Source organism: Pyxidicoccus xibeiensis (assembly GCF_024198175.1).
In the GTDB taxonomy this organism is placed as follows: Bacteria; Myxococcota; Myxococcia; order Myxococcales; family Myxococcaceae; genus Myxococcus; species Myxococcus xibeiensis.
Window position 1 is genome coordinate 564,963 of record NZ_JAJVKV010000002.1, and the last position, 21,606, is coordinate 586,568.

18 protein-coding genes are annotated in these 21,606 nt (G+C 71.1%); 8 read left to right on the top strand and 10 right to left on the bottom strand.

Annotation, left to right across the window (positions count from 1 at the left end):
• Positions 1 to 337 precede the first annotated feature (337 nt).
• A complete protein-coding gene (locus LXT23_RS10345; RefSeq protein ID WP_253979948.1) occupies positions 338 to 1,915 on the top strand; it encodes a ClpX C4-type zinc finger protein in 1,578 nt (525 codons plus the stop codon).
• A complete protein-coding gene (gene lipB / locus LXT23_RS10350) occupies positions 1,912 to 2,991 on the top strand; it encodes a lipoyl(octanoyl) transferase LipB (protein ID WP_253979949.1) in 1,080 nt (359 codons plus the stop codon). Before LXT23_RS10345 ends, lipB begins: the two co-directional genes overlap by 4 nt.
• A gap of 5 nt (positions 2,992 to 2,996) precedes the next feature.
• Here the strand turns inward: lipB and LXT23_RS10355 are convergent, their stop codons facing one another.
• The 3 genes from LXT23_RS10355 to LXT23_RS10365 all read right to left on the bottom strand — a co-directional run bounded on the left by LXT23_RS10355 (position 2,997) and on the right by LXT23_RS10365 (position 5,907).
• Complete coding sequence (locus LXT23_RS10355; RefSeq protein WP_253980425.1) at positions 2,997 to 3,830, bottom strand: MBL fold metallo-hydrolase; 834 nt, start codon at positions 3,828 to 3,830, stop codon at positions 2,997 to 2,999.
• A 49-nt stretch (positions 3,831 to 3,879) separates the two neighbouring features.
• Positions 3,880 to 4,557 carry a GTP cyclohydrolase II gene (gene ribA / locus LXT23_RS10360; protein WP_253979950.1) on the bottom strand — a complete coding sequence of 226 codons (678 nt, stop codon included), beginning with the start codon at positions 4,555 to 4,557 and terminating at the stop codon, positions 3,880 to 3,882.
• Between the two features lie 117 nt (positions 4,558 to 4,674).
• A complete protein-coding gene (locus LXT23_RS10365) occupies positions 4,675 to 5,907 on the bottom strand; it encodes a molybdopterin molybdotransferase MoeA (RefSeq protein ID WP_253979951.1) in 1,233 nt (410 codons plus the stop codon).
• Positions 5,908 to 6,106: 199 nt separating this feature from the next.
• Between LXT23_RS10365 and LXT23_RS10370 the strand changes: the two genes are divergently transcribed.
• The 3 genes from LXT23_RS10370 to LXT23_RS10380 all read left to right on the top strand — a co-directional run bounded on the left by LXT23_RS10370 (position 6,107) and on the right by LXT23_RS10380 (position 11,867).
• Entirely contained in the window at positions 6,107 to 7,507 is a 1,401-nt protein-coding gene (locus LXT23_RS10370; protein ID WP_253979952.1) for a protease inhibitor I42 family protein, read from the top strand.
• 107 nt (positions 7,508 to 7,614) lie between these two features.
• Entirely contained in the window at positions 7,615 to 11,241 is a 3,627-nt protein-coding gene (gene rnr / locus LXT23_RS10375) for a ribonuclease R (RefSeq protein WP_253979953.1), read from the top strand.
• Between the two features lie 407 nt (positions 11,242 to 11,648).
• A complete protein-coding gene (locus LXT23_RS10380; RefSeq protein ID WP_253979954.1) occupies positions 11,649 to 11,867 on the top strand; it encodes a DUF3185 family protein in 219 nt (72 codons plus the stop codon).
• 7 nt (positions 11,868 to 11,874) lie between these two features.
• Here the strand turns inward: LXT23_RS10380 and LXT23_RS10385 are convergent, their stop codons facing one another.
• The 6 genes from LXT23_RS10385 to LXT23_RS10410 form a co-directional block, all read right to left on the bottom strand.
• On the bottom strand, positions 11,875 to 12,555 hold the full coding sequence (locus LXT23_RS10385; protein WP_253979955.1) for a head GIN domain-containing protein: 681 nt from the start codon (positions 12,553 to 12,555) through the stop codon (positions 11,875 to 11,877).
• A 150-nt stretch (positions 12,556 to 12,705) separates the two neighbouring features.
• The gene (locus LXT23_RS10390; RefSeq protein WP_253979956.1) at positions 12,706 to 13,659 is read right to left on the bottom strand and encodes a glycosyl hydrolase; all 954 of its coding nucleotides are present in this window, start codon (positions 13,657 to 13,659) and stop codon (positions 12,706 to 12,708) included.
• A gap of 124 nt (positions 13,660 to 13,783) precedes the next feature.
• The gene (locus LXT23_RS10395; RefSeq protein ID WP_253979957.1) at positions 13,784 to 14,521 is read right to left on the bottom strand and encodes a hypothetical protein; all 738 of its coding nucleotides are present in this window, start codon (positions 14,519 to 14,521) and stop codon (positions 13,784 to 13,786) included.
• Positions 14,522 to 14,575: 54 nt separating this feature from the next.
• Positions 14,576 to 15,427, bottom strand: coding sequence for an S-formylglutathione hydrolase (gene fghA / locus LXT23_RS10400; RefSeq protein ID WP_253979958.1), 852 nt, complete (start codon positions 15,425 to 15,427; stop codon positions 14,576 to 14,578).
• Complete coding sequence (locus LXT23_RS10405) at positions 15,424 to 16,536, bottom strand: S-(hydroxymethyl)glutathione dehydrogenase/class III alcohol dehydrogenase (protein ID WP_253979959.1); 1,113 nt, start codon at positions 16,534 to 16,536, stop codon at positions 15,424 to 15,426. Before LXT23_RS10405 ends, fghA begins: the two co-directional genes overlap by 4 nt.
• A gap of 188 nt (positions 16,537 to 16,724) precedes the next feature.
• On the bottom strand, positions 16,725 to 17,528 hold the full coding sequence (locus tag LXT23_RS10410; protein WP_253979960.1) for a tetratricopeptide repeat protein: 804 nt from the start codon (positions 17,526 to 17,528) through the stop codon (positions 16,725 to 16,727).
• A gap of 195 nt (positions 17,529 to 17,723) precedes the next feature.
• Between LXT23_RS10410 and LXT23_RS10415 the strand changes: the two genes are divergently transcribed.
• Genes LXT23_RS10415 through LXT23_RS10425 form a run of 3 tightly spaced genes read left to right on the top strand, consistent with a single transcriptional unit; the run spans position 17,724 to position 20,286 of the window.
• Positions 17,724 to 18,248, top strand: a complete 525-nt coding sequence (locus LXT23_RS10415; protein ID WP_253979961.1) for a hypothetical protein — start codon at positions 17,724 to 17,726, stop codon at positions 18,246 to 18,248.
• Between the two features lie 56 nt (positions 18,249 to 18,304).
• Positions 18,305 to 19,855, top strand: coding sequence for an alkaline phosphatase D family protein (locus LXT23_RS10420; RefSeq protein ID WP_253979962.1), 1,551 nt, complete (start codon positions 18,305 to 18,307; stop codon positions 19,853 to 19,855).
• A complete protein-coding gene (locus LXT23_RS10425) occupies positions 19,852 to 20,286 on the top strand; it encodes a hypothetical protein (RefSeq protein ID WP_253979963.1) in 435 nt (144 codons plus the stop codon). Before LXT23_RS10420 ends, LXT23_RS10425 begins: the two co-directional genes overlap by 4 nt.
• Before the next feature lie 2 nt (positions 20,287 to 20,288).
• On the opposite strand, the gene LXT23_RS10430 is transcribed toward LXT23_RS10425, so the two are convergent.
• Positions 20,289 to 21,500 carry a metallophosphoesterase gene (locus LXT23_RS10430; RefSeq protein WP_253979964.1) on the bottom strand — a complete coding sequence of 404 codons (1,212 nt, stop codon included), beginning with the start codon at positions 21,498 to 21,500 and terminating at the stop codon, positions 20,289 to 20,291.
• Positions 21,501 to 21,606 lie beyond the last annotated feature (106 nt).

The following is a 21,606-nucleotide window of genomic DNA, read 5'->3' on the forward strand; positions in this document are numbered from 1 at the left end:
AGCGCGGATCGCGCTCCGGCGGGCGATGGCGCGGTGCCGCGGGACGGACGCGAAGGGTGACGCGGCGGGTGGCCGCGTCCTTCTGGGGAGTCGTCTCCTTCAGGTGGCCGCCTCCTCCCGCGAGGTCGCCTCGTTTGAGGGGCCGCCACGTTCTGGGGGCGCCTCCTTCGAATGGCCGCGCCCTTCTGGGGGGCGTCTCTTTCGGTGGCCGCCAGCTCCGAGGCGCCGCCGCCGTGGACGCCCGGATGCCCTGGCGCCTGGCCGCGCAGCGCTCGGAATTGCTCACTGCCCTGGGAAGCCGCGCGGCGCTGGCCCGAGACGGTTAGGCTCTCGTCGTATGGCTGAGAACCCTCGCGACCTGTTGCGTGCCGCGCAGTCCGCCGAGCTGCAAGGGGACGTGGACCGCGCGGTGGACTGTCTGAAGAAGGCGGCGGAGGTCTACCGGAAGGCCGGCAATGCGACCCGCGCCCTTCAGCTCCTCCGTCATGCGCGCAGGTTGGACGGAAGTCGCGTGGACATCGCCGAGGAGGTCCAGCGGCTGGAGTGGATGCCGGAGACGCTGCTCGCGCGCCCCGGGCGGGAGGACGATGAAGACTCGCGTCTTGCCTCGGAGCTGGAGCGCTCCCTGGAAGGCGAGCCCCTGCCGGAGCTGGCACGGCGACAGCGGCTCATCGAGGACGCGCTCCGTGAAGCCGGCATGCGCGCGGCCGAGGCGGAGGCTCCCGGCGAGGTCAAGACGTGGGTCATCGAGACCGAGGTGGCCGAGGACCTGCACCGGCTGGAGGCCCAGCTCGCCCGCGTGGCTGCTTCCGTCGACACCTCCGAGGTGGAGCTGGCCGGTGGGGTAGGGGTGGCTCCGGTGGAGGCCGTGAAGGCGGCTGCGACCGCGGTGGCGCCATCAGGAGTTGCTCGCGATAGCCCCGCTACATCCGCTCCCCCGTTGGAGCGGGACACGAGTCTCGACGCATACCTGCCGGAGGAGGCCGCTCCCGAGGCCGCACCCCGTCGCCGCCGCGAGAAGCGCCTCATCGAGCGGGGCCCGACGCGCGCGGACGCGGCGCTGGATGCGTGGTGTTCCTTCTGCTGCCGGCCCCGTGACGAGGTCGGCGCGCTGGTCGCCGGTCCCGCCGGAGCCTTCATCTGTGCCGGCTGCCTGGCCGAGTCCGTGTCCCTCCTGGGCGACGTCACTCCTGTCCCTCCGCCCGCGCGTCCGCGCGAAGAGCCCTCCCCCGGCGCCTTCATGGAGCTGGTGGGGCAGGCGGAGGCCCGGACCCTGCTGGACGCCGGGCTCCAATCCGGTGCGCGGTGCCTGCTCGTCGTCGGGCCCGAGGGCTGCGGCAAGAGCACCTGGTTCCAGCAACTGCAGCGGCAGGGCCGGGGCACACCGACGTCGCTCGCCGACCTGGAGCCGCCCGCCTCGTCGCGCCCCGTCCTCGTGGAGGACGTGGACCGGCTGGACGCCGAAGGGCACTCCGTCCTCGCCGCCTTTCTCACCCGGCACCCCCGGCACACCGTGCTGCTCAGTGCGCGCGGCCTCCGTCCCGAGCCGCTCGGGCCCGTGCTGCGCGGGGCCTCGGGCCGGCTGCCGGTGCCCACCACGGCCGCGCTCACTCAAGCTGTGCGCGGAGCCGTGCCCATCAGCCTCCTGGAGCACGTCCAGGTGCTGCTGCCCCTTCAGGCGCCCACCCAGGGCGAGTACGTGGAGATTGCCCGGAAGCGCCTTGCCCTGCGTGAGCCCGCGGTCTCCCTGTCCGAGGACGTGCTCGCCGCCTTTGCGGCCGAGGCCGTGCGCTCGCCACGCGCCGGGCATGAGCTGCATGCGCTCCTCCAGCGCGTTCCCACCGGAGCGTGGAGCCTCGAGAGCGCGACGAAGCCCGCCCGGCCCCAGAAGGGCCGGCGCAAGGGGAGTCCATGAACACCATCACCGTCTACCGGCTCGGGCGGGTGGAGTACGAGGACGGCCTCACGCTGATGCGCCTCTTCAGCGAGTCGCGGCGCCAGGGGCTCTCCGGAGACGTGCTCCTCCTCCTGGAGCACCCGCCCGTGCTCACGCTGGGCCGCGCCGCGAAGCGGGAGAACATCGTTGCCAGTGACGAGCGCCTCGCCGCCGAGGGCGCTGAAATCTTCGAGACCAACCGCGGCGGCGACGTCACCTACCACGGGCCCGGGCAGCTCGTGGGCTACCCCATCTTCCTCCTCCCTCCCGAGCGCCGGGACGTGCGCCGCTATGTCCGCGACGTGGAGCGCTCCGTCATGCAGGTGCTGGCGCAATACGGCATCACTGCTGGCCCCATCCCCAAGTGGCCCGGCGTGTGGATTGGCGAGGAGGGCTCCCCGGATGCGCGAAAGGTCGCCGCCATCGGCGTGCACCTGTCCCGCTGGCTCACCACGCACGGCTTCGCGCTCAACGTGAATACGCACCTGGAGCACTTCCAGCTCATCGTCCCCTGCGGCATCCGCGAGGCGGGCGTCACGTCCATGCAGCGCGAGCTGGGCCAGCCCATCCCCATGGCGCACGTGGAGGACGCGATGGCCCAGAGCTTCTGCCAGGTCTTCGACAGCGAGCGCGTGGAGGCGCCGCCGCCCATGAGGACGGTCAGCGTCGCGGTGGTGCGCGGCCATGGCCCGGAGGCCCGCGTGCTGCTCGTGCGAAGGACGCCCGCGCGCGGAGGCTTCTGGCAGGTCATCACCGGCCGCGTGGAGGCGGGCGAGTCTCCCGCCCAGGCCGCCGCGCGCGAGCTGGAGGAGGAGACGGGGCTGCGCCTGGCGCCGGTGGACCTGGACTACCGCCACGCCTTCGCCCTGGGCGAGGCGCTCCCGCCGAAGCTGGTGGAGGAGCACGGCTTCGCCGTCCAGTGCGCCCCGGACACCGAGGTGCGCCTGGGCCCCGAGCACGACACCTTCGAGTGGGTGGACGTACCCACTGCCCTGGAGCGGCTGCCCTTCCGCGGCCTGCGCGAGACGGTGAAGCGCGCGGTGGCCCGCGGGTAGCGCGGCTACAGCGCGATGACCATCGACTCCTTGGCGGCAATCGCCTCGGGGCGGTGCTTGCGCACCTGGCGCAGCAGCTTGTCCATGCTCGCGTCGTCGCGCCCGGGGTCATGGTGGAAGAGCACCAGCGTCTTCACGTCGGCCGCGTCCGCCGCGCGCACCGCGGCCTGCCACGTGGAGTGGCCCCAGCCCGTGCGGGCCGGACCGATGCGGCCGTGGTACTCGTCATCCGTGTACATGGAGTCGTAGATGAGCAGGTCCGCTCCGCGCGCGAAGTCGAAGAGGCCCGTATCCAGCGTGCTGCCGTGCTCCACGTCCGTGGCGTACACCACCGAGCGGCCCTCGCAGTCCACGCGGTAGCCCAGGTTGCCGCCCGGGTGGTTCAGCTCCAGCATCGTCACCTTCGCCGGGCCCACCTGCAGCGTGTCGCTCGGCGTCAGGTCCGTGTACGTCAGCTTCGCCCGGAACGTGCCCTCCGCCGTCACCGGGAAGTACGGCTGCACCATCTGCCCGCCGAGGATCTGCTTCAGCGACTGCCCGTTCCGGGGCGAGCCATAGAGCGTCAGCGTGCTCGTCGGCACGAAGATGGGGCCGAAGAAGGGCAGCCCCTGCAGGTGGTCGTAGTGGTAGTGCGAGATGAAGATGGAGCCCCGCACCGGGCTCTTCTCCGACAGCAGCGAGTCGCCCAGAGCACGCGCGCCGGAGCCCAGGTCGAAGATCAGCAGCTCGTCCCCGCAGCGGACCTCCACGCACGGGGTGTTGCCACCGTAGCGCTTCGTCTGCGGACCCGGCGCGGGGATGGAGCCCCGCACACCCCAGAAGCGCACCTCGAAGGGCACCCGGGCCTTGCTGCGCACGACGGCATTGCTCCGCCGTGCCGGCGGCTTCTCAGCCGGCCTTGGCTTCCGTGTCGTCGTCCTCGTCGGCGAAGAGCTCAATGAGGTGCCCCGTGCGCTCGCGCTTCGTCCTCAGGTAGTCGACGTTATGCGGATTGTGCTCTGTCCGGGAAGGGATTCGACGAAGGACGGGCACGCCCTCTTCCACCATGCCCGCGATCTTGAGCGGGTTGTTGGTGATCAGGTCCACTGAGCGTACGTCCAGGCTGCGGAGCATCTCCGCCGCGATGTCGTACGAGCGCAAATCGTCAGCGAAGCCCAGCTGCCTGTTGGCCTCGTAGGTATCCAGGCCCTTGGCCTGCAGGGCGTACGCCTTGATCTTGTTCCCCAGGCCGATGCCGCGCCCCTCCTGGCGGAGGTAGAGGACGACCCCCAGGCCCCCCTGGGTGATGAAGTCCAGCGCCCGGTCCAGCTGCTGGCGGCAGTCGCACTTCAGGCTGCCGAAGACCTCGCTCGTCAGGCACTCGGAGTGGATGCGCACCGGCACCCCCTCCACGCCCGTGACGTCACCCACCACCAGCGCGACGTGCTCGCGGCCATTGCGCTTGTCCCGGAAGACGATGGTCCTCAGCGTCCCACGCTCCGTGGGGACGTCCGCCTCCGAGAAGCGCTCCAGGTGCTGCGTCGGCTTTCGGGTCGGAAGGACCTGGGGTGAGCGAGTATCCGACATATCGAGTTGTCTCCGGTGCAGGGCTCCTCTTTGGAGTCCCCACGTTCGCAAGTCAAGGCGGCCTCAATGCTGCATCGCGGGATCAGCACAAAGATGCACTGACCGGTTGTACGTTCCTCAGGCCACCCAGGAGAGCGGAAGCAGTTCTACCGCGTCCCCATGAGCCAGGCTTCTGGCCTCTCTGGGAAAGTGCAGCAGGTGGGTGGCCGCCGCCGCCGACCTCAGAACACCCGAGGTCTGGGTTGCCAGCGGACGGGCCCACAGGCCGCCCTCCCTCCAGGCGGCCGTGACGCGGACGAAGTGGGCCACTCCCGGCTGCTTCGACAGGCTGCCCTCCAGGCGGCCGGACACCCGGCCCGGCTCCACGTCGGTGTGCCCCAGCAGCCGGCGCAGGGCGGGGCGGACGAACAGCTCGAAGGTGACCAGCGACGACGTCGGGTTGCCAGGCAGCCCGAAGAAGAGGGTGCCCGCGCGCCGTCCCACCAGCAGCGGCTTGCCGGGCTTGATGGCCACGCGCCAGAAGTGCTGCTCCACGCCCAGGGCCGCGAGCACCTCCTTCACGTAGTCGCGCTCGCCCACGGACACGCCCGCGCTGGTGAGAACCACGTCGAAGCCGTCCAGCCGGGACAGGGCCTCGTGCACCGAGTCCCGCGTGTCCCGGGCGATGCCCAGCAGCGTGGGCAGCCCCCCCGCGCGCCGCACCGCCAGCGCCAGCGAGGGGGCGTTGGTGTCGACGATGCGGCCCCGGGGCGGCTCGTCCGCGCGGCACAGCTCGTCGCCGGTGGAGAGGATAGCCACCCGGGGAGGGCGGGGCACCGGCGCGGACAGCAGGCCCTGCGCCCAGAGCAGCCCCAGCTCGGGGATGCCCAGCGGCGTCCCCCGTGGCAGCAGCACCTGGCCTTCCCGCGCGTCCTCGCCCCGGGGGCGCACGAAGTTCCCCGGCCCCACCGGCTCCAGGATGTCCACCTGATCCACCCCGCCGTCGGGCACCGGCCTCACGCGCTCGCGCATCACCACCGCGTCGGCGCCGGGGGGCAGCGGGGCCCCCGTCATGATCCGCGCGCACGTCCCGGGGACGACCTCCCGGCTCGGCGTCGCCCCCGCGTAGACAGTCTCCCCCACCACCAGCCGCACGGGCGGCGGCCCCGCCAGGTCCGCGCTGCGCACCGCGTACCCGTCCATGGCCGAGTTGTCCCAGGGGGGCAGGGTGCGCTGCGCCGTGACGTCCTCGGCCAGCGTCCGCCCCAGGGCGGCTTCCAGGGACACCCACTCGGCGGGAAGCGGGGCGGCCAGGGCCAGCACCCGCGCGCGGGCCTCCTCGACGGGCAGCAATGGAACTGCGTCGTTCATGCCCGGCTTATAGCCATGCGCCGGGCCCGTGGCTCGGGGGCTTTGCCCAGACAAAGTCCGTGAGAAAATCAAGTGTTAGTTTGACAGCCCATCTGATCACCGTTACAAGCAGCCGTGATCGCGAGGCTTGCCTGCCCGTCTGTGGCCGGCCCGCCAACCCGTTGAAAGGACACGGGAACTCTCACAGGAGACTGCGTCGATGGCCAAGCCCAAGTCCGGGGCCAAGAAGACGACTCCCGCTGGCAAGGCTGGCGCAAAGCCCGCTGCGAAGAAGCACAACACCGCCCGGCTGGACCTGATCAAGAACGCGTCCAAACGAGTGGCAAAGGCGGCGACCAAAGTGGTGAAGGCGGCGGTGGACGTGGCGAAGGGTGCCAAGGGAGCGGCGAAGAAGGCCGCGCCGGAGAAGGCACCCACCGAGAAGGCTCCCGTGGAGAAGGCCCCCGCGGCCAAGAAGGCCGCGCCGGAGCCGGCGCCCGCGGCGAAGAAGGCGGCTCCGGCCGCGAAGGGCGCTGCTCCCGCTGGCAAGGCGGCTCCGGCCGCGAAGGCCGGAGGGAAGGGCTCGAAGTCGGGCGGTGGCGCCTCCTCGGTGCCCGCCGTGGACCGGCCGAAGCCTCGGGCCACCAAGCTTCCCCCGCCGGGCGAGCCGCTCACCAAGCGGGAGATGGAGCAGTTGCTCACCGCCGGCGAGGGCCGTGGCGTCATGGGCGAGGGCAGCCTCAAGGGCCGCCTCGTGCTGACCCAGGACATGCCTCACCTGGTGGTGGTGGGACGCGACAAGCGCGAGCTCACCTTCCTCCTCCAGGGGCCTGATCAGGAGGTCCTTCCGGCCTACGTGGACCACAAGGTCTCCGTCAGCGGGATGATCCGCAAGACGACCAACCACGGCGGCGTGGTGGACGTGCGCAAGTACTCGGCGAAGAAGCCCGAGGCCGAGGTGGTGGAGGTCGCGCCTCCGGACACGGAGCCGAGGCTGCGCTACCTGTCGCCCGGCGAGGTCTCCATGGTGACGGCCGCCGGCATGGGCGCGGGCGTCAAGGGCTTCGCCACCATCCGCGGCAACCTGGAGATGACGGGCGAGGAGTTCGTCCTCGTCGTCTCCAACGGCGGCACGCGCCAGCAGGTGTCCTTCCTCATCGAGGGCAAGGCCACCGGCAAGGGCCTGCGCAAGCACGTGGGCCACACCCTCCAGATTCAGGGTGTCGTGGACAAGACGTCCGGCTGGGGCGGGAGGATTGTCGCGGAGAACGTGGAGCCGCGTCCGTCCGAGGCCCGCGCCGTGTCTCGCGACGAGATGGAACTGGTCCACATCGAGGGCGAGGTGCCCACGTCCGTGGACGTGAAGCTCAACCACGGCCTCACCGTGCGGCTGCCCGAGCAGCCCGGCTTCACCTGGGCCATCGAGCCCACCGTGGCCAAGCGCGTGGGCCTGCGCGAGGCCAACTTCGAGCCCGGCCCCAACGGCGGCCCGGCCACCCGCGAGTTCTTCTTCACTCCCCGCAACCCGGGCACCTTCGAGGTGGAGTTCTTCCTGGCCAAGGCACTTGCCCCCGGCCTGGTGGACCGCTCCTTCAAGATCAACGTCACGGTCAAGCCCTGAGGGGCGTCGCCCGGAGCAGGCTCCGGGAGGCGGCCGGTCGCCGGGGGGTTCCCGTCCGGACGTTCCGGGCTTACCCGTTCCCGTAGCGGCCGAGCCGCGACCCCACCGTGAGCCTCTCTCCAGACCAACTCAAGCAGATCCTCGCAGACGCCGACCACCCGCTGGGCATCAAGGAACTCCTGCGGCTCGCCGGACTGCACCCCGGGCAGCAGACCGAGCTCAAGCGAGCGCTGAGGGAGCTCGTCCGCAAGGGCGACGCCACCAAGGACGGCAAGCGCTTCGTCGCCATGCAGGCCCCCACCCGGCGTGGGGATGGCGGAGCGGACGTGCGCCCGCCCAACCCCTGGCAGCAGAAGGGTCCGCCGGCGGGCCGGGCGCCTCAGGGCTCCCAGCCCCAGGGCTTCCGCGCACGCGGCCGGGAGCCGGAGCGGCCGGGCCGCGACTTCGGCCGGGGCCGTGACCGCCGGCCCTCCTTCGGCCAGGACGGCGGAGGGCGCGGAGGCTTCCGCAAGGGCGGTGGGGCAGAGCGCTTCAGCCCCCGCGGGCGCCGCGGTGGAGACCTCGAGGACTCGGGACTGCCCACGGTGGAGGGCATCCTCCACGTGCACCGCGACGGCTTCGGCTTCGTGCACCCCGTCTCCGGAGAGGGAGAGAACATCTTCCTGCCGCCGGGCGAGGCGCAGCGGGCGCTCGACAATGACCGGGTGGTGGTGCGCGTGTCGGGGCGCCCCGGCCGGTACGAAGGAGAGCTCCTGCGGGTGGTGACGCGCCGGCGCGAGCTGGCCGTTGGCACGTACACGGTGCAGGGCCGGCACGGGCTGGTGCTGCCCACGGACACGAGCCTGCCGGGCCCCATCCGCGTGCCCCTCACGCAGATGGCGCAGGAGGGCGACCTGGTGAAGGTGCGCCTGGGCGTGGGCGCGCAGCTCCTGGACCCCTCGAAGGACCTCTTCGGCGAGGTGGCCGGCTCGCTCGGCAAGCCGGGGGAGCCCAGCGCCGAGGTGCTGGCCACCGCGTTCTCCCAGGGCTTCTCCGACGAGTTCCCTCCCGAGGTCATGGACGAGGCGGACCGCTTCTCCGTCCAGGTGGCGCAGGAGGAGGCGCGCGGCGAGGTCCGGCGCGACCTGCGCTCCATGCCGCTCATCACCATCGACGGTGAGGACGCGCGCGACTTCGACGACGCGGTGTACACGGAGCCGCACGGCAGCGGCTGGCGGCTGGTGGTGGCCATCGCCGACGTGACGCACTACGTGCGCGAGGGCACCGCGCTCAACGCGGAGGGCCTGCGGCGGGCGACGTCCGTGTACCTGCCCGACCGCGTGCTGCCCATGCTTCCGGAGCGGCTGAGCAACGGCATCTGCTCGCTGAAGCCGGACGAGGACCGGCTGTGCATGGTGGCGGACATGACGTTCGACCGCCAGGGCCAGCGGCTCTCGTCGGAGCTGTACCCGGCGGTGATGCGCAGCGCGGCGCGCTGCACGTACAACGAGGTGCAGGACGTCCTGGACGGCAAGGACGTGCCGCACCGCAACGCCTTCAAGCCCCAGTTCGAGCAGCTGATGGCGCTGGCGCGCGTGCTGACGAAGATGCGCAAGGAGCGCGGCGCCATCGACTTCGACCTGCCCGAGCACAAGGTGGTGCTCGGCAAGGACGGCCTGCCGGTGCGCATGGACAAGCGTGAGCGCAAGGACAGCCACCGGCTCATCGAGGAGTGCATGCTCGCCGCCAACGAGGCGGTGGCGCGGTTCTTCAACGACGAGGGGCTGCCCACGGTGTACCGGTTCCACGGCGAGCCGGACCCGGAGAAGCTCGCCAACTTCGCGGCGCTCGCGCAGGCGTATGGCTTCAAGCTGCGCTTCGAGGACGGGGTGACGTCCAAGGAGCTGGATGCCTTCGTCAGCCAGCTGGCGGGCCATCCCGAGCAGCGGGCGCTGAACCAGCTGCTGCTGCGCTCGATGATGCAGGCCGTGTACACGCCCACGCGGGTGGGCCACTACGGCCTGGCCGCGGAGCACTACCTCCACTTCACGTCGCCCATCCGCCGCTACCCGGACCTGCTGGTGCACCGGCTCTTGAAGGCGCACTGGGCCCGGAAGGGACGCAAGCCCACCGAGTCGATGCTGGAGCGCGAGGAGACCCAGCTCGAGGACATGGCGGTGCAGTGCTCCGAGCGGGAGCGCGCGGCCATGCAGGTGGAGCGCGAGGTGGTGTCCTTCTACGCGTGCCTCCTGCTGAAGGACCGGGTGGGGGAGGAGTTCGCCGCGACGGTTGCGGCCATCACCGACTTCGGCTTCTTCGTCGAGCTGGACGAGGTGCACGTCGAGGGGCTGGTGAAGGCGGAGACGCTCGGCCCGTCGGCCAAGCTGGACAAGCTGACGCACTCGCTGGTGTACGCCGGCGGGCGCCGCGTCCGCGTGGGCCAGAAGCTGCGCGTGCGGCTGTCGTCGGTGAATCCGTCGGCGCGGAAGATCGACTTCGAGGCGCTCCAGTTCGAAGGGGAAGCGCCGCTGGCCCGCGCCGAGGGAGGCGCACCGAAGCGCCGCCGCGAGTGGGAGGCGGAAGCGCCGCGTGGCCAGGGCCACGAGCGTGCGGGGCGTCCCGGACGCCGGGAGCGTGAGGGTGCTCCGCCGTGGCAGAAGGGGCCGCGGGAGGAGCCCGCTCGGGCTGGCCCGCGAGGCCGCTTCGTGCGTGAAGGTCGCCGCGAGGAGGCCGCGCCCAGCCGGGCCGGCGGGTCCAGGTTCCAGCGCCCGTGGAATGACGAGGGTGCGAAGCCGGCTACCGGTCCGGACGCGCGCTTGCCGCAGGGGCCGAAGCGCCGGATGTTCCTGCGGCCCGAGCACCCCTCCATTCCTCCGACGGAGGGGGAGGAGCGCCAGCCGCTGAGCCAGGGGCCCGAGAACGTGAGCGCCCCCGAGGTGCAGGAAGCGCAGACGCCCGTTGCGCCGTGGGAGTTCTCGGGTGGGGCTGCCGAGGCCGGTGGTGACGAGGGCTCGCGGTCTCCGCATCCCGGGTTCGACCGCATCCGGGCGCTGGCCTCTCAGCGCAAGGGTGGACGCCCCGATGCTCGGGGCGCGTCGCATCACAAGCCCAAGCCTGGTCAGGGACGCCCCAATGCGCAGGTGCCCAGGCCCCCCGCGCCCGAGGCGAGGCCCATGACCGCTGAGTCAGGACCCGCTGCGCCCGAGGCGTCGCCGGCCGCGGTCGAGCCCAGGACCGTGGCACCCGAGTCGAGGCACCCTGTTCCGGAGTCGAGACCCGTGGTGAGTGAGTCGAGGCCGAGCGCGGTCGAAGCGCGGCCCGCGGCTGCCGAGACCCGGCCGGCTGCGCACAGGGCCAGGCCCACCGCTCACACGGACGAGGCCGCTCCGACGCCTCCCGCGCGCGTGTCCGCTGCGCCCGAGCCGGTGTCGGATCCGGAGGCGGGCTCCGCCTCGCCCGTGGTTTCCGAGGAGGCGCCCGTCCGTGGCCCGAAGCGGAAGGCCGCGAGCAAGAAGACCACTGCTGGAACGCGGAAGGGGGCTGCTTCTCGCAAGCAGCCCGCCAAGGCCGTGAAGAAGGCGGCGAAAAAGGCCGCGGCGAAGGTCGCGAAGAAGGCGGCGGGCAAGGCCGCGAAGAAGCCCGCGAAGGCATCAGCCCCGAAGGCCCCCAAGGCGCGCGTCGCGAAGACCGCGAAGACGCGCACCGCCGGGGGCAAGACCTCGAGCAAGAAGACGGCGGCGCGCCGCAAGCGTTGAGTGGGGCCAGACGGCCGGGTCGCCTCGGGGCCCCATCCTCCTCCCTGGAAGAGGACGGGCCCGGGCCGGGCCGTCGCTCACAATGCACCCAAGCCCGTCAGGGACGGACGCACCGCCCATCCACGCGTGTTCTGTCAATCACCGCGGAGCACGAAGGAGGATGGGCCCGCGCCGGGCCGTCGCTCGCGAGGCATCGAAGCCACGTCAGGGATAAAAGCTCCGCCCACCCAGGCTTCTTCTGTCCGCGCGGAGCACGCAGGAGGACGGGCCCGCGCCGGGCCGTCGCTCGCGAGGCAGCGAAGCCGTGTCAGGGACGGAAGCACCGCCCACCCAGGCTTCTTCTGTCCGCGCGGAGCATGCAGGAGGAGCATCCCGGGTATGCTCAGCGCGAACGTCAAGGAGGCACCGTGGGAGTTGTCCGGCTCGTGGGAGTGATGCTCGCCGTCGCGGGTGGGGTCTTGCTGTGGACCGGGCTGCAGGCGAGGGACTCGCTCGCGGAGCGGGCCACCCAGGTCCTGACCGGCCGCAACACCGAGAAGACCACGCTGTACCTCGCGGGCGGAGGCGCCGCCCTGGCGGGTGGCATCCTGATGGTGCTCTTCGGCGGAGGCCGGCGGCGCCGGTAGGCCCGGGCTACTCGAACGTGAGGCTGGAGGACCCACTGAGCTCTCGTGAGAGCACGGTGGGCTGCCCGACGATGCGCACCTTGCTGGCGCCCGAGGCGCTCAGCTGCAGGGTGTCCGAGACGCGCAGCTGGATGTCCCCACCGCCGCTGCACTGCAGCGTGGCCTCATGGGCGGAGAGCTCCCGGGCGCGCAGCGTGCTCGCTCCCGACATGACGCTCGTCACCTCGGTGGCCTCGCCCTCCAGTGTGACGTCGACCCCGCCACTCAGGACCAGGTCGAGGTCGTGCGTGTCCAGGCCGCTCACGCGGAGCTTCCCGCCCCCGCTCGCCGTGAGCGAGAAGGACTCGGAGTCGAGCGTCCCGCCGATGTCCATCACGCCTCCACCCGAGCGGGTAACGGACTCCAGCCGGGGCACCTTCACCTCGACGCGCAGCGGGTTGCGCGAGTCCCATGCGCCGACGTCCCCGGGCGCGAAGTGCACGCGGAGCTCATCTCCGTACCGGGACTCCGTGCGGAGCAGCGCCACCAGGTTGTCATCGCCCACGAGGCGGACCTGGGTCGGCTGCCCGGGCTCCACGATGACGACGGCCTCGATGCCGTCCTCGACCACGAGGCCCTTGAAGTCCGAGGTCTGCCGCTCCTCCACCACCACGTGGCCGCTGCCCTCGACATAGGGCCGTCCACACACCCGGTGATGACCGCGGCCAGCAGTGCGAGGCCCGCCCAGACTCCGTGCCTGTCCATGCGCATGTTCCAGCTCTCCCGGCGCCCGGCCACCAGGGCCGACGCTGGGAAGGGAACACCGCCCTTGCCGGGAACTGTCACCCGGCCTCGCGCGTCACTCGAAGGGCAGGGTGAGGTAGTGGGTGCCCAGCTCCGACAGCGCTCCCGGCGCCCCGAGGAGGCTCGCGAAGCACGGGTCATTCGTCCACCGTCCCGTGAACCAGGCGTAGCGGAACACGTCGTCCCGGCTCTCGCAGACGGCCACCATCTCCGCCATCTGGGCCTTCTGCTTCGCCACCGAGTCAATCTGCGCGCCGTCCCGCTGGGTGTGGCAGTTGGCGAACTCGGTGACCCAGAACGGCTTGCCGTACTTCTTGAGCCGGTCCAACTGGCCCGCGAGCCCGTAGTCGTACCAATGGAACGCGAGGTAATCGATGCGGGGGGCGCGGTTGCCATTCTCCGCGCGGTAGGTCGCGTAGAACGCATCCAGCCAGACCACCGGGTCCGAATAGCCCGGAACGGTTCCCCAGTTCATCGCCGGGCCGACGAGCTTGACGCCGGTATTGGCCGCCACGGCCTCGTACCGGGGCCACAGCCGCGCCGCGTCCTGGGGCGACATGTTGGCCTGGTCCGACAGGTTGGGCTCGTTGAGGAGCAGCAGGTACTGGATGTGGGGATTGGCCTTGAGGATGCCTTCGATGCGCGCGGCGTCGAAGTTCCCGTTCCAGAGCATCGGAATGAAGTCCATGCCGTAGCGGGTCCGGTAGTCCGCGGGCACGTTCCGATGGGGCTCCGGGCTCCAGTTGTACCACCAGCTCACTCCGGGAGAGACGGCGGCCAGGTCCGCCGGCGTCGCCAGGTCGAAGGCGATGCCGCGCTTGGCGCTCTTGGCCGGCGGTGGCGGCGGAGTGCCGCCATCGGTCGGCTGCGTGCCGGCGTCCGTGCCCGCATCCACCTGCACCTGGGTTCCCGCATCTCCCGGCTTCGAGCCCTCCGGGCCGGACCCGGCAGGGTCACAACCCAGCAGCATGAACACCACGAGCGATGAGAACGCGAGGGAGCGGTTCATGCGCGCCACTTTAGTCTTTGTTCGAGTGGCGAAGAAACATCGTCCTGCCCAGGTCAATGCGCTGGCAGGAACCGCGGTGGAGGGAGGCCAGTGACGCGCTCGGGGAGGGCGACGTCATCCTCGGCTAGCCCGGCGGCGGCCCCGGGGCCTCGATGTCGAGCACGGCCTCCTGCTTGCGTGGCACGTCCGGGCGCACGGGCCAGAAGTGGCCCGCCTGCGGGCCGAGCACGTCGAGCCAGGCCGCCACGGCTGCTGCGTGTCTCCCCTGTGCGAACCTCACCGTGGAGTAGAGCAGCTCCTTCAGCTCGGGCTCTTGCTTCGCGAGCGCCTCACCGAGGCAGAGGGCATACCCACCCGAGGCCGCCGACAGGACGATGAGGACGCCTCGCGCGTCCAGGGCTCCGTCGGCCTGGCGCTGCTCGAAGATGCGCAGCGTGCCCGCCGCGATACCGGGGACGTGGTTCCGCACGGCGACGCACAGCGGCACGTCCGTGGCGGCGCGGAAGCGCTCCACGGCGGCTTGTATCTCCGGGGAGCGCCGTCCCCCGAACAGCGACTCGGCGGTCCGAACGCCCTCGCGCTTCCTCTTGCGCCAGTCCGCCACGAGCACGGCGAAGATGAGCGCGCTGAACCCCAGCAGCACGTAGCCGCCTTCCCTCGGCATGCTGTACATCACGAAGAGCACGAGGAGCCCGAACACGGCGGCGCCGGCCGCGAATGCTCCGAAGACGGCGTACGCAATCCACTGCGTGCTGGGGTGCGCGCCCTCGTGGGAGAGGGGGACGACGGGCCCCCTGGCGTTCCTCAGCTTCTCGCGCAGGACCTGCGAGACGTCCACCGTCCGGGACTGCTTCTTCCTCATGCCCCCATCATCCCGCAAGCCGGGCAGGGCCGCAGCCTTGCCCGGCCCGCTGTGCTACGCGTTCAGCGCCGCGGCGTGGTGGCGCAGGTGGTCCTCCATGAAGGTGGAGACGAAGTAGTAGCCGTGGTCGTACCCCTCGTGGATGCGCAGGTTCAGAGGCTGGCCCACGGCCTCGCAGGCCTCGCGCAGCAGCTCCGGCTTGAGCTGCTCCTGGAGGAACTTGTCCCCCGTCCCCTGGTCCACCAGCAGCAGGGGCAGGCGCGTCTTCGAGCCGCGCAGCAGCTCGGTGGCGTCGTACTGGCGCCACGCCTGCGCGTCCTCGCCCAGGTAGCCCCGGAACGCCTTCTGTCCCCACGGCACGCGCATGGGCGCGGTGATGGGGGCGAAGGCGGACACGGAGCGGTAGCGCCCGGGGTTGCGCAGCGCGGACACCAGCGCGCCATGGCCGCCCATGGAGTGGCCGAAGATGCCCTCTCGGTCCGCCCGGGCCGGGAAGTGCAGGGCGATGAGCGCGGGCAGCTCCTGGGTGACGTACGTCGCCATCCGGTAGCGCGAGGACCACGGCGCCTGCGTGGCATCCAGGTAGAAGCCCGCGCCCACGCCGAAGTCCCAGGACGCGTCCTCGCCGGGGTAGCCGGCGCCGCGCGGGCTGGTGTCCGGGGCCACCAGCATCAGCCCCAGCTCCGCCGCGACGCGCTGCGCGCCTCCCTTGATGAGGAACGTGTCCTCCGTGCAGGTGAGGCCCGCGAGGTAGTAGAGGACGGGCACCTTCCGCTCCCGCGCCTGGGGCGGGACGAAGACGCCGAAGCGCATGTCGCCGCCGCACGCTTCCGAGGCGTGGCGGTAGAAGCCGACGGTGCCCCCGAAGCAGCGGTGCTCGCTGAGCAGCGTGGGCGCGGCCGTCATGAGTACTTCACCACGCTGCGGATGGACTCGCCCCGGTGCATCAGGTCGAAGCCCTTGTTGATGTCCTCCAGCGGCAGCGTGTGGGTGATGAGGTCGTCGACGTTGATCTTCCCCTCCATGTACCAGTCGACGATCTTCGGCACGTCCGTGCGGCCGCGCGCGCCGCCGAAGGCGCTGCCCTTCCACACGCGCCCGGTGACGAGCTGGAAGGGGCGCGTCTTGATCTCCTGCCCCGCGCCGGCCACGCCGATGATGATGCTCTCCCCCCAGCCCCGGTGGCAGCACTCCAGCGCCTGCCGCATCGTGTTCACGTTGCCGATGCACTCGAAGCTGTAGTCCGCGCCGCCGCCCGTGAGGTTGACGAGGTACGGCACCAGGTCGCCCTCCACCTCCTTGGGGTTGACGAAGTGGGTGAGGCCGAACTTCTCCGCCATGGCCTTGCGCGCCGGGTTGATGTCCACGCCGACAATCTGGTCCGCGCCCACCATGCGCGCCGCCTGCACGACGTTGAGCCCGATGCCGCCCAGGCCGAACACCACCACCTTGCTGCCCGCCTCCACCTTCGCGGTGTACACGACGGCGCCGATGCCCGTCGTCACGCCGCAGCCGATGTAGCAGACCTTGTCGAACGGGGCGTCCTCGCGAATCTTCGCCACGGCAATCTCCGGCAGCACCGTGTACTGCGCGAAGGTGGACGTGCCCATGTAGTGGTGCACCGGCTCGCGGCCCAGTCGGAAGCGGCTGGTGCCGTCCGGCATCAGCCCGCGGCCCTGCGTGGCGCGGATGGCCGTGCACAGGTTCGTCTTGCGCGACAGGCACGACTTGCACTGGCGGCACTCGGGCGTGTACAGCGGGATGACGTGGTCGCCCTTCTTCACGGACGTCACGCCGGCCCCCACGTCCACCACCACGCCCGCGCCTTCGTGGCCGAGGATGGCGGGGAACAGCCCCTCCGGGTCATTGCCAGACAGGGTGAACTCATCCGTGTGGCAGATGCCGGTGGCCTTCAGCTCGACGAGCACCTCGCCCGCCTTCGGTCCTTCGAGGTGCACCGTCTCGATGCTCAGCGGCTTTCCCGCCGCGAGCGCCACCGCTGCTCGGATGTCCATTCGCCTGGCTCCCTGCGAGGTTGTTGAGCCTCAAAGCGTAGGCCGTGCACGCGCGGGGAGGCGGGAAGAATTCTGCAAGGCTCGATGAGTGGACATTCGCGCGGGCGGGCAGGGCGCGCAATGAACGAAGGGCCTGGTACCGGCTCGCGGTCCCAGGCCCTCCGGTGTGGCGGCGTCGGCTTGGACGGCTACGGCTTGTTGGTCGCCGTGGCCGGCTGGGCGCCGCCGGTCTTCGCGGCCTTCTGGGCCTCGCTGAACTTCTTGGTCATCTCCGCGAACTGCACCTGGAACTCGTCCATGCGCTTCTGGTGCTCCGCGGCGCGGGCGTTGGCCTCGTCGACGACGGCCTTGTCCTTGGCGTTCTCCGCGGCCTCGGACAGCGCCATCTCCTTCTGCTGGCGCTCGTACTCCATGAGGCGGCCCATCACCACGCGCTTGTTGAGGTACGTGTTGGCGGAGTTGGAGTTGATGGCCAGGACCTGGTCGTAATAGTTGAGCGACTTCTCCAGGTCCGCCTTGACGATGGCCGCCGTCATGGAACGGGCGCCGCCGCGCTGCGCGTAGATCTCCGCGATCCACCCCAGCGAGGCCTCGTCCTTCGGGTCGATCTCCAGCGCCTTGTTGAAGTTGCGCTCGGCATCCTCGGTGGTGCCGCCCGTCATGTGCATGCTGGCCAGCGTCCGGTACGTCTCGGCCTTCTCCGCCGGCGTGGCCTTCATCGCCAGGATCTTCAGGACGGCCTCCTCGGCCTCCTTCATCTGACCGAGCTGGAGGTGGGCGAAGGCCTTCTTCTCCCAGACCTTCTCCTGCGTGGGATCCGCCTGGAGCGACAGGGCATACTCGGCGGTGGCCTTGTCGTACTCCTTCTTGCTGAGGTGGTCGGTGCCGCGGATGCGATGCGACTTCGCGGCCTCCGCCTTCTCGTCCTTACATCCCACGGGACCCAGGGCGAGAACTCCGAGAATCAGACCGACGCTTCCCAGTCGCTTCATGTGTGAGCCTTTCGAGCGGGCCTGGAGATGCCCCCCGACCCGGTTCCGCACTGCCATTGAGAGTGTCCAGCGGACCCGCCCTCACGGGTCCTGATGGTGGCGGGAGCATACCCGAAGTCGCTCGTCTGCCGACCCCCATGTCCGAGCCTGCTCCCCTGGTTTCCGGGCGCTCCGGCGTGACAGGCTCCTGGCACCATGAAGATTTCCCCCCTTGTCGTCCTCGCGCTCTGTCTGGCCTGCACGCCCACCCCGGGTGCGGATGCAGACGGCCCCGATGCAAAGCTGGCCCGGTTCATCCGGGAGCCGGAGACGGTGCGCATCTTCAGCGCCCGGCCGGTGCCCGTGCCCCCGGGGCAGGACGCCGGGACCCAGCCGGTGAAGTGGACCCGCGCGGGCTCGTTCGGCTTCACCCACGAGGGCCCGGTGCTCACGGAGGCGGAGCGTCAGGCCCTCGCGAAGAGCTGGGTGCCGCCGCAGGACGTCAAGAAGGACAAGCGGGGCAGGCTGATGTGCTCCTTCAGCCACGACATCGCCCTGCGCTTCCAGCGGGGGGACACCTGGGTGGACGCGGTGGTGTGCTTCACCTGCGGGGAGGTCCTGTTCTTCAACGAGAAGCGGGAGGGCCTCGACGGCGGCACCTTCAAATTCCCGTTGCTGGGTCAGCTGACCGACCAGGCGTTTCCGGGGGAGAAGTTCGGCAACGCCAGGGACGACTGGTGAGCCCAGGAGAAGGCACGGCTGTTAACCTGTGAACCTCTCGATTGGAGGCCCGCACCATGCCTGTGCTTCCCCGCCGCACCGTGCTCCAGGGGCTCGTGGTCGCCGCCGCCGGCTGCGCGGCTCCGTCCGCGACCCGCGCGCCCGCACCTCGCCCCGGGCCGGGACTGCCGCTGGGGGCCCAGCTGGGAGACGCCCGTGCCGGGGCCGTCACGGTGTGGGGGAAGGCGGACCGGGCCTCGCGGCTGGTGGTGGAGTGGAGCGAGGACCCCCGGCTCCTGAAGGGCGTGCGTCGCGTGGAGGGCCCGGCGCTGACGGGTGCGTCGGACTTCACCGGCGTGGTGGACCTCACGGGACTGCCCGCCGGGCGCGAGCTCCACGTGCGGGTGCTCGCGGAGGACGGTGGCCGCGCGGGCGAGGCGTGGCAGGGGCGCTTCCTCACGGCGCCGGACGCGGCGAGGGACGTGCACTTCGCCTGGAGCGCGGACGTGTGCGGGCAGGGGTGGGGCATCAACCCGGAGTGGGGTGGGTACCGGGGCTACGCGGCCGTGCGTGCGCTGCGCCCCGACTTCTTCCTGCACGTGGGGGACGCCATCTACGCGGACAACCCGCTGCTGCCCGAGGTGCGCCTGCCGGATGGCCGCGTGTGGAAGAACCATGTCACCCCCGCGAAGTCGAAGGTGGCGGAGACGCTGGACGAGCTGCGCGGCAACTTCGCCTACAACCTGCTGGACGAGCACCTGCGCGCCTTCGTGAAGGAGGTGCCCATCGCGTACCAGTGGGATGACCACGAGGTGCGCAACAACTGGTACCCGGGCCGCAGCCTCGCGGCGGACCCGCGCTACACGCAGGTCTCGGACGAGGGCGTGCTGGGGGCGCGGGCCCGGCAGGCGTTCTTCGACTACGCCCCCGTGGGCGGTGCGGCGCGCGCCGAGGGGCGCATCCACCGGCAGCTCGCGTATGGGCCGCACCTGGACGTGTTCATCCCGGACGTGCGCGCCTTCCGGGGGCCGAACACGACGAACCGTCAGGAGCGCCCCGGGCCGGAGACGACCTTCCTGGGCCGCGCGCAGCTGGACGGACTGAAGGCGGCCCTGGCCGCGTCCACCGCGACGTGGAAGGTGATTGCCACCAGCATGCCGCTGGGGCTGATTGTCGCGGACGGCAAGCACGAGGACGGCCACCACATGGAGGCGTGGGCCAACGGCCCTGGCGCGCCCCTGGGACGCGAGCTGGAGCTGGCCGAGCTGCTGTCGTTCCTCAAGGCGCGCAAGGTGCGCAACGTGCTCTTCCTCACGGCGGACGTGCACTACCCGGCCGCGCACCACTACCACCCGGACCGCGCGCGCTTCCGCGACTTCGACCCGTTCTGGGAGTTCGTCGCGGGGCCGCTGCACGCGGGCACCTTCGGCCCCAACCCGCTGGATGAGACGTTTGGCCCGGAGGTGCGCTGGCACCGTCCCGGCACTGTGATGAACGCTGCGCCCTGGGATGGGCAGCAATACTTCGGGAGCGTGCGCATCGCCGGGAAGACGGGCGCCCTCACGGTGGCGCTCCACGACCTCACCGGCGCGGCGCTGCACCAGGTGGAGCTGGAGCCCCTGTCATGATGCTGGCGGCGGTGCTGGCCGTCGCGACCGCGGGCGTCATCGGCGTGCTGTGGAAGCGCTCCCGGAGCACGACTCCGGACCCGAGCCGCTGCGACCGGTGTGGGAAGGCGCGCGTGCTCCTCGACGAGGAGTCGGAGGACCCGCACCTGGACGAAGGTCAGCGGCACGAGGAGCGGCTCGGCACGGCGGACTATCACGTCTGGTGGTGCGGGGCGTGCGAGCACGGCGCCGTGATTCGCCACGCGATGACCGCCACCTCGCGCCGTGTCACCTGCGAGAAGTGCGGGCACGACGCAGTCGACGAGGTCAGCCAGACGCTGTCGCCCGCCACGCACGTGCAGGGCGGCGAGTTCGTCGTACGGATTTCATGCGGGAGCTGCGGGCACAAGCAGCGGTTCTGGCGCTACACGCCCCGCGTGCGCGCATCCTGAGCTCAGGCCGTCAGCACCAGCTTCACGATCTCCGGCGGGCTGCCGACGCGCATCGGCGGCCCCCAGAAGCCGCAGCCCCGGCTGACGTAGATGTGTGAGTCGGCGTGCCGGTAGAGCCCGGCCGAGTGCTCCCAGGCCAGCCCGATGAAGAGCGTCATCGGCGCGAGCTGCCCGCCATGGGTGTGGCCGGAGACCTGGAGGTCCACGCCGCGCTCCGCCGCGACCTTGAAGTTCGCCGGCTGGTGCGCGAGCAGCACCGAGGCCCGGTCCGGGTCCCGCCCCTGGAGCGCCAGGTTCAGGTCATAGCCCTTCTTGTTGCGCCTTCGCCCGCCGCTCCAGTCATCCACGCCCACCAGGTCGAACGAGCCGCCCGCGTCACCGATGGACACGTGGCGGTTGCGCAGCACCTGGATGCCGAGCGACTGGAGGAACGCCGTCCACTCGTCATCACCGGAGTAGTAGTCGTGATTGCCGGTGACGAAGTAGCTGCCGAAGCGCGACTTCAGCCTCCCGAGCGAGGACACGAACCCGCCCAAAGAGTGGACGTCTCCGTCCACCAGGTCGCCGGTGATGGCGACGAGGTCCGGGCGGAGCGCGTTGGTCTGCTGGACCAGCGCGTCCATGTACCGCTGCTGGATGAAGTGGCCCACGTGGATGTCGGTGAGCTGCACGATGCTGAGCCCGTCCAGCGCCTTGGGCAGCTTCGGAATCTTCACCGCCAGCTCGGTCACCAGCGGCGGCGAGAAGGCCCGCCAGCTCCCGTACGCGGCCAGCCCGCCACCCGCGACGAAGGCCCCGCCCGCCAGCGCCTGTCCGAGGAAGCGCCGCCGCTCCTCATCCACGGCAGGCGGTTCCGAGGGCTCCCGTGGAACTTCAGCGGCAGCCGCGGCCGGCCGGGCCCGGAGTCGTCGCACCACGGCGACGAGGCCCCGTCCCACGTCCAGCGTCAGGAGCGCGATGACCAGACAGAGCGCCACGCCCATCCACGTGTAGGTCGCCATGGTGACGGTGCCCGCGATGCCCTCGGGGAGGGCGTCCAGCAACGTGCGCCGGAAACCCAGCACCCCCGTCATCAGCACGAAGACCCCGATTGCCAGGAACCTCGGCAGGCGGCCGTGCAGGAGCTGCCGCACCAGCCTCCGGTAGAGGTAGAGGTGGCCCAGCACGGCACCGAGCCCGATGAGCAGAGAGAAGGAGAAGAGGCGGAACGGCATGCGGCGTCATCCTCGGGTGAGGCGTGAGCGGAGGGTACCACGGCGACGTGGCCTGCTCCGGGCTCCCGTGCCGGGTGTGGGTAATGGACAGTGACGCCGGATGCAC